At 58.8% G+C, this 13,068-nt stretch carries 12 protein-coding genes; 11 read left to right on the top strand and 1 reads right to left on the bottom strand.

Annotated elements, in window-relative coordinates:
* Positions 1-138 precede the first annotated feature (138 nt).
* The 11 genes from trpB (at position 139) to ADS46_RS01455 (ending at position 11,503) form a co-directional block, all read left to right on the top strand.
* The gene (trpB, locus tag ADS46_RS01405; protein ID WP_199285239.1) at positions 139-1,326 is read left to right on the top strand and encodes a tryptophan synthase subunit beta; all 1,188 of its coding nucleotides are present in this window, start codon (positions 139-141) and stop codon (positions 1,324-1,326) included.
* A 73-nt stretch (positions 1,327-1,399) separates the two neighbouring features.
* Complete coding sequence (gene trpA / locus ADS46_RS01410; RefSeq protein ID WP_066315273.1) at positions 1,400-2,203, top strand: tryptophan synthase subunit alpha; 804 nt, start codon at positions 1,400-1,402, stop codon at positions 2,201-2,203.
* A gap of 98 nt (positions 2,204-2,301) precedes the next feature.
* On the top strand, positions 2,302-3,324 hold the full coding sequence (gene accD / locus ADS46_RS01415; protein ID WP_066315276.1) for an acetyl-CoA carboxylase, carboxyltransferase subunit beta: 1,023 nt from the start codon (positions 2,302-2,304) through the stop codon (positions 3,322-3,324).
* Positions 3,317-4,591, top strand: coding sequence for a bifunctional tetrahydrofolate synthase/dihydrofolate synthase (folC, locus tag ADS46_RS01420; protein ID WP_066315278.1), 1,275 nt, complete (start codon positions 3,317-3,319; stop codon positions 4,589-4,591). The genes accD and folC overlap by 8 nt, the downstream gene beginning before the upstream one ends.
* A gap of 21 nt (positions 4,592-4,612) precedes the next feature.
* Positions 4,613-5,311 (top strand): SPOR domain-containing protein, encoded by a 699-nt coding sequence (locus ADS46_RS01425; RefSeq protein WP_066315283.1) that lies wholly within the window; start codon positions 4,613-4,615, stop codon positions 5,309-5,311.
* Positions 5,312-5,313: 2 nt separating this feature from the next.
* On the top strand, positions 5,314-5,862 hold the full coding sequence (locus ADS46_RS01430; protein WP_066315286.1) for a CvpA family protein: 549 nt from the start codon (positions 5,314-5,316) through the stop codon (positions 5,860-5,862).
* 62 nt (positions 5,863-5,924) lie between these two features.
* Positions 5,925-7,448 (top strand): amidophosphoribosyltransferase, encoded by a 1,524-nt coding sequence (gene purF / locus ADS46_RS01435; RefSeq protein ID WP_066315288.1) that lies wholly within the window; start codon positions 5,925-5,927, stop codon positions 7,446-7,448.
* Positions 7,449-7,476: 28 nt separating this feature from the next.
* Positions 7,477-8,676, top strand: coding sequence for an O-succinylhomoserine sulfhydrylase (locus tag ADS46_RS01440; RefSeq protein ID WP_066315290.1), 1,200 nt, complete (start codon positions 7,477-7,479; stop codon positions 8,674-8,676).
* 190 nt (positions 8,677-8,866) lie between these two features.
* Positions 8,867-9,412, top strand: coding sequence for a cytochrome b (locus tag ADS46_RS01445; RefSeq protein WP_066315292.1), 546 nt, complete (start codon positions 8,867-8,869; stop codon positions 9,410-9,412).
* 79 nt (positions 9,413-9,491) lie between these two features.
* The gene (locus ADS46_RS01450) at positions 9,492-10,076 is read left to right on the top strand and encodes a YceI family protein (RefSeq protein WP_066315294.1); all 585 of its coding nucleotides are present in this window, start codon (positions 9,492-9,494) and stop codon (positions 10,074-10,076) included.
* 140 nt (positions 10,077-10,216) lie between these two features.
* The gene (locus ADS46_RS01455) at positions 10,217-11,503 is read left to right on the top strand and encodes an MATE family efflux transporter (RefSeq protein WP_066315491.1); all 1,287 of its coding nucleotides are present in this window, start codon (positions 10,217-10,219) and stop codon (positions 11,501-11,503) included.
* On the opposite strand, the gene ADS46_RS01460 is transcribed toward ADS46_RS01455, so the two are convergent.
* A complete protein-coding gene (locus ADS46_RS01460; RefSeq protein WP_066315307.1) occupies positions 11,493-12,980 on the bottom strand; it encodes a uracil permease in 1,488 nt (495 codons plus the stop codon). The two genes, ADS46_RS01455 and ADS46_RS01460, sit on opposite strands and share 11 nt — an antisense overlap.
* Positions 12,981-13,068 lie beyond the last annotated feature (88 nt).

Here is a 13,068-nt window from a genome sequence, read left to right on the forward strand (position 1 = left end):
TTTTCCCGGGCTGCGTTTTAAAGTGAATTCATTTATTGTTTGCCTGTTCTGGCGATCTTGTGAGGTATCCCTGTGACAGTCTCAGCAACTGGTGCTTCTGAAAGCGTTTCAAAAACACGTTTCAGTGAGTTGACTCAAATGCCGGATGCCCGTGGCCATTTTGGCCCCTACGGCGGCCGGTTCGTGTCGGAAACCCTGAGCTTTGCCCTGGAAGAATTGGAGCAGACCTACTTGAGTCTGCGTGACGACCCCGACTTTCAGGCTGAGTTTGACCGTGATCTTGCCCACTTCGTGGGGCGGCCATCGCCGTTGTATCACGCTGAACGATGGTCACAGGCCCTCGGTGGGGCGCAAATCTGGCTCAAGCGCGAAGACCTGAACCATACCGGCGCTCACAAGGTAAACAACACCATTGGTCAGGCGTTACTGGCCAAAAAGACCGGCAAACCCCGTGTCATTGCCGAAACCGGCGCGGGTCAGCACGGCGTGGCAACCGCCACGGTGGCGGCGCGTCTGGGGCTTGAGTGCGATGTTTACATGGGCGCTGCAGACGTCGAACGCCAGAAGCTGAACGTCTATCGCATGCGTTTGCTGGGCGCGCGGGTGATTCCGGTCGAGTCGGGCACCCGTACCCTGAAAGACGCCATGAACGAAGCGCTGCGTGACTGGGTCACCAACGTCGATAACACCTTTTATATTATCGGTACCGTGGCAGGGCCTCACCCGTATCCCCAACTGGTGCGTGATTTCAACGCCGTGGTGGGGCGTGAGGCACGCCGCCAGTCACTTGAGCAGATTGGCCGCCTGCCTGATGCACTGGTTGCCTGCGTGGGCGGTGGCTCCAACGCCATTGGCCTGTTCTATCCCTTCGTGGAAGACGACGATGTGGCCATGTATGGCGTCGAAGCCGGTGGTGACGGGGTGGAAACAGGGCGTCACGCGGCGCCGCTGTCGTCCAACGCACCGCGCGGTGTGCTGCACGGTAACCGTACCTACCTGATGTCGGATGAGGCCGGGCAGGTGTCGGATACCCACTCGATTTCTGCCGGGCTGGATTACCCGGGCGTGGGCCCCGAGCATGCCCTCTGGAAAGACGTCGGTCGGGTAAATTACGTGGCCGCCAACGACAATGACGTGCTTGAGGCGTTTCGCGAACTCACGCACATGGAAGGCATCATGCCTGCCCTCGAAACGGCCCACGCGCTGGCTTACGCCAAGGTGCTGGCGCCCACCATGCGCCCTGATCAGCATATCGTGATTAACCTGTCAGGCCGTGGTGACAAAGACATTATGACAGTGGCCAAGATCGACGGCATCGACATTTAAGGGCCAGTAGTTTCCAGAGTCACAAGTATCCAAGGTCATAAGTTTCCAAGGTCATAAGTTTCTAAGGGCAAGCATGAACCGTATTGATCAGCGTTTCAGTGAACTAAAACAGCAGGGCCGCAAGGCCCTGATTCCCTTCATTACCGCCGGGGACCCGGCGCCCCAGTACACCGTTGGCTTTATGCATGCCCTGGTGGAAGCCGGTGCGGATATCATCGAGTTGGGCGTACCCTTCTCAGACCCCATGGCAGACGGCCCGGTCATTCAAAAGGCCTGCGAGCGCGCGCTCAAGCAGGGCACCCGGCTGGTCGACCTGCTCGACATGGTGGCCGAATTCCGCCAGACCGATACCACCACGCCTGTGGTGTTGATGGGCTATCTCAACCCCATCGAGCGTATCGGCTACGATACCTTTGCCGATAAAGCCGCAGCGGTAGGCGTCGATGGTGTATTGACCGTGGATATGCCCCCGGAAGAAGCGGACGTGTTTGGCCCGCTTCTGAAAGCACGCGACCTGGCGGCTATTTTTCTCGTTGCACCTACCACTTCCCATGCCCGGGCCGCTACAATATGCGCCCACGGCGAAGGGTATCTGTACTATGTGTCACTCAAGGGGGTGACCGGTGCCGCGACGCTCAATGCCGCCGACGTGGCAGAGCATCTCGAGCCGTTACGCGGCATGACCGACCTGCCGTTGTGTGTGGGTTTCGGTATTCGTGACGGCGCAACCGCCGCGGAAGTCGCCAAGGTGGCTGACGGCGTGATTGTGGGGAGTGCGTTGGTCAACCGCATCGCCGAGAGTGCCGATGCCCCGGATACCATTGCCGCCCAGTTAAAGCAGGTGCTTGGCGAAATGCGTTCGGCCATGGATGCCTGATAAGTTATTTCATCGTCTACACTAACTGACATTAGTTTGACCCCATTCATCAAGCTTGGTCCCGCCAAGCGTTGACGTACAACGGAAGTCTTTTTGATATGAGCTGGTTAGATAAGATTGTGCCCTCCATGGGGCGTATCCAGCGTAAGGACCGTCGCGCTAGCGTTCCCGATGGTCTCTGGCGCAAATGCCCTAAGTGCGAAGCCGTTCTCTATCTTCCCGAGTTAGAGAAGCATCAAAGTGTTTGCCCGAAGTGCAATCACCACCTGCGGTTGACGGCGCGCAAGCGGCTGGATTGGTTCCTGGACAAGACGGGTCGCGAAGAAATTGCGGCCGAGATTGAGCCGGTCGACCGCCTCAAATTCCGCGATTCCAAGAAGTACAAGGATCGCTTGACCGCAGCACAAAAAGAAACCGCCGAAAAAGACGCGCTGGTTGCCATGCGTGGTGAGTTGAATGGCTTGCCCGTAGTGGCCGTGGCGTTCGAATTTACCTTCATGGGCGGCTCCATGGGCGCGGTGGTTGGCGAGAAGTTCGTGCGCGCCGCCACCCTGGCGCTGGAATCTCGAGTACCGTTGATTTGCTTTGCGGCTTCCGGCGGGGCGCGCATGCAGGAAGCGCTGTTCTCGCTGATGCAGATGGCGAAAACCTCGGCAGCGCTTGAAAAGCTCAAGCAGGAAGGCATTCCGTATATCTCGGTGCTGACCGATCCGGTCTTTGGGGGCGTCTCTGCATCGCTTGCCATGCTTGGTGATCTGAATATTGCCGAACCCAATGCGCTGATCGGTTTTGCCGGCCCGCGGGTCATTGAGCAAACCGTGCGCGAAACCCTTCCGGAAGGCTTCCAGCGCAGCGAGTTTCTGCTTGAGCACGGCACGGTAGACATGATCGTGCATCGTCACGATATGCGCGAGCGCGTTGGTGGTGTGCTGCGCAAGCTGACCCACCAGCCGCTGGCCGGTAGTGATCCTGAGCCCGAAGAAGAGCCCATGGTATTTGAGCCGGTGGTCGACGAACCCCAGGTGGCCGAGCAGGCGGAAGACCCCGAGTGGATCGAGGCGATTAACGGTAATAGCCAATCAGACACTGCCAAGCGCGACGATTCCTCCCGCAATGCCTAAAACGCTGGCGCAGTGGCTTGACCATCTGGAAACCCTCCACCCGGTGGGGATCGAACTGGGGCTGGATCGGGTCAGTCAGGTGGCTGACCGAATGGGCCTGTTGCAACGTCCCATTGCCAAGCGGGTCATCAGCGTTGCGGGCACTAACGGCAAGGGCTCGACCCTGGCAATCATCGATAGCGTGGCGCGCGCTCATGGTCTGCGAGTGGGGACCTATACGTCTCCCCATTTGCTGCGCTACAACGAGCGCGTTCAGCTTGATGGCGGCATGGCGAGCGACGAACAGCTGGTCGCGGGCTTTGAAGCCGTCGAGCAGGCAAGGCTAGTCGCACCGGCGGTTAGTCTGACCTACTTCGAAGCCGGGACGCTATGTGCTCTCTGGTGCCTGTGCCAGCAGCCGCTTGATCTGGCCGTGCTGGAAGTAGGGCTTGGTGGGCGCCTGGATGCCGTCAATATTGTCGATGCCGATGTGGCGATCGTCACGACCATTGCCCAGGACCACGCCGGTTTTTTGGGTACCGACATTGCCCAGATAGGGCGCGAGAAAGCCGGTATCTTCCGTTCGCAACGGCCTGCTGTCCTGGGCAGCCGCGATCTGCCAGAGAGCGTGGCGGATATCGCCGACGCCCTGTCAGCCCCCGTTTATCAACTTGGACGTCACTTCGAGCATACAGTCGACCCCGCGTCGGCCTGCTGGCGCTGGCAGGGCCACACCGCCGCAGGCGATGCGCTGACACTCGATGCCTTGCCCGACCCAGGCTTGCCCATAGATAACGCCGCGACGGCACTGCAAGCCTTGGTGCTGGCTGGCGTTGTGCTGGAGGCGTATCCGACCCAGACGGCCCTGACCAACCTGGTGGTGCCCGGGCGAATGCAGTGGCACGGTCAATGGTGTCTCGATGTAGGGCATAACCCCCATGCAGCGGATTATCTGGCGCGCCATCTGCCCCCTGTCGCGGCAGGTGCGACGCAATGGGGACTCATCGGCATGTTAAGCGATAAAGATGCCGATGGCGTGATCGCCGCGCTATCATCGCGTATTGATGACTGGGTGTGCGTGAGCCTTGACGGTGAGCGCGGCCGTGAAGCCACTGAACTCGCCGAGCGGATTGCAGCCCAGGGCGGACGCGTGCATCATTGCGCGGCATCCCCGATGGCGGGAGTGGAATGGCTGGCGACGCGGCTGGGCCCGGAGGATCGTGTGCTGGCGACAGGCTCTTTTTTCACGGTGGCGGCGCTATCAGCGCAGCCATTGCCACAGGCGTAGCATCGCTTGATGGAGAGGGATATGAAATACGGTAAAACGGAACGGATCAGCGGTATCGTCATTCTGCTCGCGCTGTTGGCCATCATCGTGCCGTGGCTGATGAGCGACCCAGCGCCGCGCGAAGAGCGTCCCCAACCGAATTTTGTCATCGAGCAACCGGTGGAAGTCGAGCGCCGTGATGTTGACCCTCCGCAGCGCCCTGAATCGATTGGCAACCCCGCCGAACAGGTAGACCCGAGCGTGGCCGCTCAGGCAATTGACGAGCCGCTTGAAGTGGATCCCGCCAGCCCGGATACTGATCAACTGACTAGTAATGATGATGGCGCCTCAGACGAAGCGCAGGCGGCCAGTGACGCCGACGAAGCACCAGTGAGCGAGCAGAGCGATCCGATTGCCGACCTGATCGCGTCAAATAGCCAGTCAGTGAGTGATACGCCTGAGGAGCAACCCGCCGACGACCAGGCAGAGTCGACTTCGCAGGCCGATTCAGCTGGCGAATGGGCGGTTCAGGTTGGCAGCTTCGGCAACCCTGATAACGCGCGACGCTTGAGCGAACAGCTAAGCGGCGAAGGCTTTGCCGTTTACCAGCGCGACCGGGATAATGACATGACAACCGTCTATGTCGGCCCCTTTGCGACCTCGGAAGAGGGCGAAGCGGCAATGAGCGATGTTAAACAGCGAGCCAATGTCCAAGGCCTGCTGGTTCGAGTTCGGGAATAACCATGGCGCTTACCTGGATAGACGCCGCCTTTTTAGCGGTGCTGGCGCTGTCAATGCTGGCGGGGTTTGTACGCGGTTTTGTCCGCGAAGCGCTGGGTCTGGCGGCCTGGGTGATTGCCCTGATGGTGGCCAGGGTGCTGGCCGAGCCCGTCGCCGAGTTGATGAGCGGTTTCATCGACAGTTTTGACGCGCGCCTGGTGCTGGCCTTTGCGCTAGTGATTTTTGCGGTCATTCTGCTATGCGGCATTGTCATCAGGTTGGTGCATGCGGCGGTCGAGTGGGTCGGCATGGGGTTGCTTAACCGCTTTGCCGGTGCTGCGTTTGGCATCGCGCGTGGGGCGGTCATCCTGCTGGTGGTGACCGTGCTGATTATGCTGACGCCACTGTCAGAGCTTCAGGCGTGGCAGCAGGCAACGCTACGCCCCACCTTTATTGAATTGCGCAACTACGCCATTAACCGGCTGGATCAATGGGGCGGTGAACTTCCCGAAGCGCCGTCCACGCTCAACGACATCACGCTGCCGGATTTACGCCAGGGGCGTGAACTTTGATAGTTTTATCTGACATGTACCGGCTTACGTAGGTTAAGCCAGCATCAAGCGAGGTAACGGGAATGTGCGGTATCGTCGGCCTTCTGGCCAAGCAAGCGGTAAATCAGGGTATTTACGATGCCCTGACCGTTCTTCAGCATCGCGGCCAGGACGCTGCCGGGATGATGACTTGGAGCGAGGGACGCTTTTTACTGCGCAAGAGTAACGGCCTGGTGCGCGATGTGTTTCATACCCGTCACATGGCGCGTTTGAAAGGCAACCTAGGTATCGGGCACGTCCGTTATCCCACCGCCGGTTCCTCCAGCGAAGCCGAATCGCAGCCTTTTTATGTCAATTCCCCTTATGGTATCGCGCTTGCCCACAACGGCAACCTGACCAATTCCGAACAGCTCAAGCAGGAACTGTTTTCGACGGACCTTCGCCATATCAACACCAGCTCGGACTCCGAGGTGCTGCTCAATGTATTTGCCCACGAGCTGGGCAAGCAGGGCCTGCACCTGGAAGCCGAGGATATCTTTGATGCCGTACGCCGGGTGCATCGTCGTTGCCAGGGGGGCTATGCAGCCGTCGCGATTATCAACGGGTTTGGCATGGTGGCGTTTCGTGACCCCCACGGCATTCGGCCGGTGGTGTTCGGGACCCGCCAGGCCGAAAACGGCCAGGATGTCATGATCGCCTCCGAGTCGGTTGCCCTGGATGTGGGTGGCTTTGAGCTGGAGCGTGACCTGTCGCCGGGTGAAGCGGTCTTTGTCGATATGCAGGGCAACGTGCATACCCAGGTGTGTGCCGACCGTCCCCAACTGCGCTCGTGTATTTTCGAACACGTTTACCTGGCGCGGCCCGATTCGATTCTCGACGGCGCCTATGTCTACGGTACCCGCATGCAGATGGGGCGTAAGCTCGGCGACCGTGTGCTCAACGAATGGCCCGATCACGATATCGACGTGGTGATTCCGATTCCCGATACGTCGCGTACCTCGGCGCTGGAAATGGCGCAGCACCTGGGTGTTACCTACCGCGAAGGGTTCATGAAGAACCGCTATATCGGCCGAACCTTCATCATGCCGGGGCAGACCCAGCGCAAGAAATCGGTGCGCCAGAAGCTGAATGCCATCGACATCGAGTTTAAAGATAAAAATGTGCTGCTGGTGGATGACTCCATTGTGCGCGGCACCACCTGCAAGCAGATCATCCAGATGGCCCGCGACGCCGGAGCGCGAAAGGTCTACTTTGCCTCTGCAGCGCCTCCGGTGCGTTATCCCAACGTTTACGGCATCGACATGCCCGCGGCCTCTGAATTGATTGCCCATGGGCGTACGGAAGAAGAAGTCGGCGAGTTGATAGGTGCCGACCGGATTTTCTATCAGGATATTGAAGACCTGAAAGATGCCTGCCGTGAAGTGAACCCTGAACTGGAAGCCTTTGACTGTTCGGTGTTTGATGGCAACTACGTCACGGGTGATATCGACGATGCCTACCTGGCGGTACTGGAGGCCAGCCGTAACGACCTGGCGAAAGACCAGAGCGCCGGTGACCACGCCCTGGTCGATATGCATAATCAGGATGACGACGACCTGGACGATTAAACGGTGTGTTTGAACAAGAGACTAGCCCATGCAAGATGACAGCCAGCAAGACGCGTGGTCGCTGGAAACGCTAGCGATTCGGGCGGGACACGAGCGTACCTTTGAGCAGGAACACGCGGAGCCGATTTTTCCCACATCCAGCTTCGTGTATGAGAGCGCCGCTGAAGCAGCGCGCAAGTTTGGCGGTCACGAGGCCGGTAATGTCTATTCCCGCTTTACCAACCCGACCGTGCATACCTTCGAGCGCCGGTTGGCAGCCTTGGAGGGCGGCGAACGCTGCGTGGCCACCAGTTCGGGGATGTCCGCTATCCTGTCAACGGTGCTGGCGCTGCTGTCGGCAGGCGATGAAATCGTTGCGTCGCGGTCATTGTTTGGTTCAACGGTCAGCCTGTTCGATAAATATTTCGCCAAGTTGGGTATTACCACGCGCTATGTGGAGCTTTCTGACCTGGCGGCGTGGGAAGCGGCGATCACCCCCAAGACACGCTTGCTGTTTGCTGAAACGCCGTCGAACCCGCTGTCTGAAGTAGCCGATATCGCCGCACTGTCAGCGTTGGCTAAACGCCATGATGTCTGGCTTGCGATCGACAACTGCTTTTTGACACCGGCCCTTCAACAGCCCATCGCGCTGGGGGCTGACCTGGTGATTCACTCCGCAACCAAGTACCTCGATGGGCAGGGGCGTGCGGTAGGCGGTGCCGTGGTGGGTAAACACGAGGTGCTGGAAGAGGTGTTTGGCGTCGTGCGCACCTGTGGCCCCTGCATGAGTCCGTTCAACGCCTGGATATTTACCAAAGGGTTGGAAACGCTCTCGCTGCGGATGAAGGCTCACTGTGAACAGGCTCAAACCCTTGCCGAATGGCTTGATGCCCACCCAGCGGTTAACAAGGTGTTCTATAGCGGCCTGGTCGACCATCCGCAGCATGAACTCGCCAGGCAGCAGCAGGACGGCTTTGGCGCGGTGCTTGGGTTCGAGGTCCTCTATGGTCAGGAGGGCGCGTGGCAGGTGATCGATGCGACCCGCATGCTGTCGATCACCGGCAACCTGGGAGATGTCAAAACGACGATCACCCATCCCGCCACGACCACACATGGTCGCTTGAGCGATGAGCAACGAGCGGCTGCCGGTATTTCGCCGGGGCTGGTGCGTGTCGCCGTCGGGCTGGAAAACCAGCGAGACATTCAAAATGATCTCGCCAGAGGGTTGGATGCCTTGCTGGCAGGTTAGTCGCCTGCCAAACGCGATCTGAAACCGGCCCATGGCCGGTTTTTTTAGCCCGTCTTGATTATGTAAAGGCGTTGTCCAACGTTTTTTACGAATGGTGTGTTCTGCTTTTTTCAGCGGTTTACAATCCATTTTGCCGCTATCATCACTTTCAGATCACGCCTAAGGAAGGCGTCCAAGAAAGGAATATCCGATGTGGGGAAACACGCAAGCTGGCTGGGGCATCATCAGTATTATGTTGCACTGGCTAAGTGCCATCACGATTGTCGGGCTCTTTGCCTTGGGCTGGTGGATGACCGGGTTGGGGTATTATGACCCTTGGTACAATCTGGGCCCCTGGGTACATCGCTCGATTGGCATGCTGCTTTTCGCCGCGACCCTGGCGCGCATCGCCTGGCGGTGGTCGCAGCCTACGCCCCGGGGGCATGGAAGCCGACTTGCCATTCTGATGGCGCACCTGGGCCACGTAATGCTGTATGTCACCCTGCTTGTGGTCATGACCACGGGGTATTTGATCTCCACTGCGGATGGAAGTGGTATTAATGTCTTTGACTGGTTCGTCGTGCCTGCGCTGGTGCATGGTTTGCCACAACAGTCGGTGATTGCCGGTGACCTGCATTGGTACAGCGCCTGGGCCTTGATGTTGCTGGCTGTGGGGCACTCGCTGGCAGCCTTCAAGCACCACTTTCATGATCGCTACGACACATTACGGCGTATGTTGAAACCCACATCGCGTTGACGTATCAGGCTTTCCCGACGGGATGGCTTCAAGGAGCACCTTTCAAGACGGTGCTTTTCATCGAGAAAGGAGTTGCAGCATGTTGAAGAAAACCTTACTGACCACGGCCGTTGCCGCCGCAGGGCTTGTCACGCTGGGCCAGGCTCAGGCAGCTGATTACACCATCGATACTGAGGGGCAGCACGCCTTTGTACAGTTCAAGATCAGCCATCTGGGCTATTCCTACATCCTGGGTAGCTTTGAAGATTTCTCGGGTGAGTTCAGCTACGACGCCGATGATCTCGATGCATCATCTGTCGACATGGAAGTCCAGGTAAGCAGCCTGAACAGCAACCATGGCGAACGCGATCGTCACATTTTGAGCAGTGATTTCCTCAACGCAGAAGAATATCCCACGGCTACCTTTACCTCGACAGGTTTTGAGTCGACCGGTGATGATGAAGGTGTGGTGACCGGCGATCTGACCCTGCATGGTCAAACCCAGGAAATTGAAATGCCCGTCACCCTGATGGGCGAAGGCGAAGACCCCTGGGGTGGCTACCGTGCTGGCTTTGAAGGCAGCACCATGATTACGCTGGGCGATTTTGGTATTGATATGCGCGACTTCCCCGAAGCCATGCATGAGCTGGAGCTTTATGTGACCTTCGAAGGTATTCGCCAGTAATTCAGCGCTTCTAAAAGCGCCACCACGCCTTCGGGGGTGGTGGCGTTTTTTGCGTTTATTCAACAGGAGTATAGGTGTTGGCGGCTAGCACTCAGCAAACGGCAGGATTGGGCAAAACCCTGTGGCGGCAAACCTGGCCGATGGCGATTGGGGTATTGTCGCTACTTGGGTTTCAACTGGTTGATAGCGCCTTTATCGCCCGCTTGGGCACGGTGCCGCTGGCTGCCCAGTCGTTCACCTTCCCGCTGTCGTTTCTGATCATCGGGATTCAGGTGGGGATGGGGATCGCCATCGCGGCGTTGATATCCCGTGCGCTGGGGGCTGGTGAAAAGGCCCGTGCCAAGCGGTTGAGCAGTCTGGTGCTGATGGCGGGTGGCGCCGTGATTGCTTGTCTGGCTATGCTGCTGTGGGCCTTTCAGATGCCGATATTCAGTTTGTTAGGCGCCGAAAGCAACACCTTTGGGTATTTGCGCAGCTATTGGCCGCCGCAGCTGTTATCGGCCTGGCTAGGGGCACTGCTCTATTTTGTCTACAGCGTTTTTCGTGCCCATGGCGATACCCGGCTGCCGGGAAAAATGATGGTGATCACCAGTCTGATCAACCTGGCCCTGGATCCCGTACTGATCTTCGGCATAGGGCCGTGGCCCGGCTGGGGGCTGCCGGGAGCCGCCTGGGCGACGGCGATTGCCTTTGGCTTTGGGTTGCTGGCAACCGGGGGCCGTTTGTGGAAACGCGGCTGGGCTTCGCGAGAAGGGCTATGGCAGGAAGGTCGGCAGTCTTGGCGGCCTTTCATGGGCATTGCGGCACCGGCCATGGTGAGTCAGCTTATGCCGCCCCTGGCCGCCATGCTGGCGATTTCGGTGGTGGCTGGCCTGGGTGAGAGCCAAGTCGCTGCCTGGGGATTGGCAAGCCGCCTGGAAACGCTGTCGTTAATGGTGATTTTAGCCATGACGATGTCGTTGCCGCCCTGGCTGGGGCGTTGCTATGGGGCCGGTGATTGGGACCAGATCCATCGTCTCCTGCGCCTGGCGCTGGGTGTGGCGGTGGTCTGGCAGTTGACCCTGGGTATATTGCTGGCGCTGGGGGCGCCCTGGCTTGGCATGGCGCTGGCAGGCAACCCGGATGTGCAGCATGAACTGGTGCTGCTGATTCGCTTCCTGCTGCCAAGCTATGCGGCGCTTGGCGTCTGTATGCTGGTGGTATCCGCGGGCAATGCGCTGGGGTGGCCATTACGTGCGATGCTACTGTCTGGCGCACGCTTGTTTGTGTGCTACTTACCCTGTCTGTGGCTCGGTGAGCAATTGGCCGGATGGTGGGGATTGGCCGCCGGAGCGGCCTTGGGTAATGTGCTTGCCGGGTTAGTCGCCTGGCTGCTGCTGAGACGTATTCTGTCCCGTCCTCACCGGCAAGCGGGGGTTACGGGCTAGATGATGTGGGCTTTTCCTGAAACGCAAAGTAGCCGAACAAAAGTGCCATCGCCAGATAGCCCATGCTGAAACTGGGTGCCGCGTTGATGCCGAGCTCTGACGCGTGCATCAAGCCGACAAACGAGAAAGCCGCTGCGATCAGGGCGAAGATGGCTGCCCGTCGAAACTGATGATCGATCACGGAGACCGTCATGGCGCCCAGGAAAATGGCCATGAACATGGCGCCCTGACCGGTGGCCACAATGGCGGTGGAAATATCGCTGACGATGTCTTCAGCGCCGCGGTTAAAGCGCGTCATCACGTAGTTGGCAAAGTAGGGCAGCATGGCCAGCGCGACCGCGGGGTAGTAACGGCTGTCGTTGGACTGAAACGCCGTGGCGATCATGGAAATGCCCACAAAGACCAGGATAGGAGCGACCACCGAGACGGGGATGATCGCCGAAATCATGGCGATTAACCCGAACATGGTGGCGATGGCGTAAACGGCCCCGTTCAGCAGGCTATAGCCACGCCCGGCCCCCATCCACTTCGCCCCAACGGTGGCAATATACACCGTGGTGGGGAAGACGCCGCCAAACAGGGCTCCCAGCATGGTGCCTACCCCATCGACCGCCTGGCATTCACGTACGTCGTACTTGTCGCCGGCGGCTTCCATGGCCTCGACGTTGTTCATGGTTTCGATGGCGTTATACAGCGTAATCGGCAACACCACGGTCAGAATGGCGAGCATGCCAGTGGCCAGCAGCCCCAGGCCTTCCCACCAGGCCAGATTGGGCAGCAGCGGGTAAAAACCCAGGTGAGTAAAGGCGTCGCTGAAGCGATCTCCACCTGCATCACCAATCAAGTAGGCCATTGCGGTGCCCAAAATGATCGCGAATAGCGAGGTGGGGATTTTCAGTGGCATGCTGACCCGGGCAAGCAAGCCGACAATAATGATGGCCAGCACCAGCAAGCCAATCACCGGCATTTCCAGCGTTTTGAACAACATTTCGCCAGCAATAAAGGTCAGCGCCACCCCGGCAACGGCGCCGAGCATGGCAGCTCGCGGAAGATGATATTGCACCCAGCGGCCGATCAGGCTGATGGCGGCTTCAATGGCGCCGCTGATAAAGCAGGCGGCTACTGCCACTTGCCAGGCGAGGGTGACATCTCCTGTCAGCTCCTTGGCGGGCAGCAAGACGCCGAACAGGAAGACGAACATGACCGGCGTGGAAATGCCGTAGGACAAGGCGGTCACATCCGTGCGCTGCTCTTTGCGGGCTAGCCGTGAGGCGCTCCAGGCGTAATAGAAATTGCCGACCATCACGGCAACCGCCGCGCCGGGCAGCACTTGTCCATAGACGATGGAGGCAGGAAAACCCATGCCAAGCATGGTGATGGCAATGATGACAAAGTTCGCAATGTTGTTCTGGAACAAAGCGAAGAATGCGTCGGTGTCTTCTTTCTTGTACCACGGGTAGTGATGTTGCGTCGCCATGACTGCCTCTGGTTAATGGGGTATCGGTGAGGGGCTAAACAAAAATGCCCAGGCAAGCCTGGGCATGGAAACGCACTTTGCCTGCGTG

The sequence above is a fragment of the Halomonas sp. G11 genome (assembly GCF_001663515.1).
In the GTDB taxonomy this organism is placed as follows: domain Bacteria; phylum Pseudomonadota; class Gammaproteobacteria; order Pseudomonadales; family Halomonadaceae; genus Vreelandella.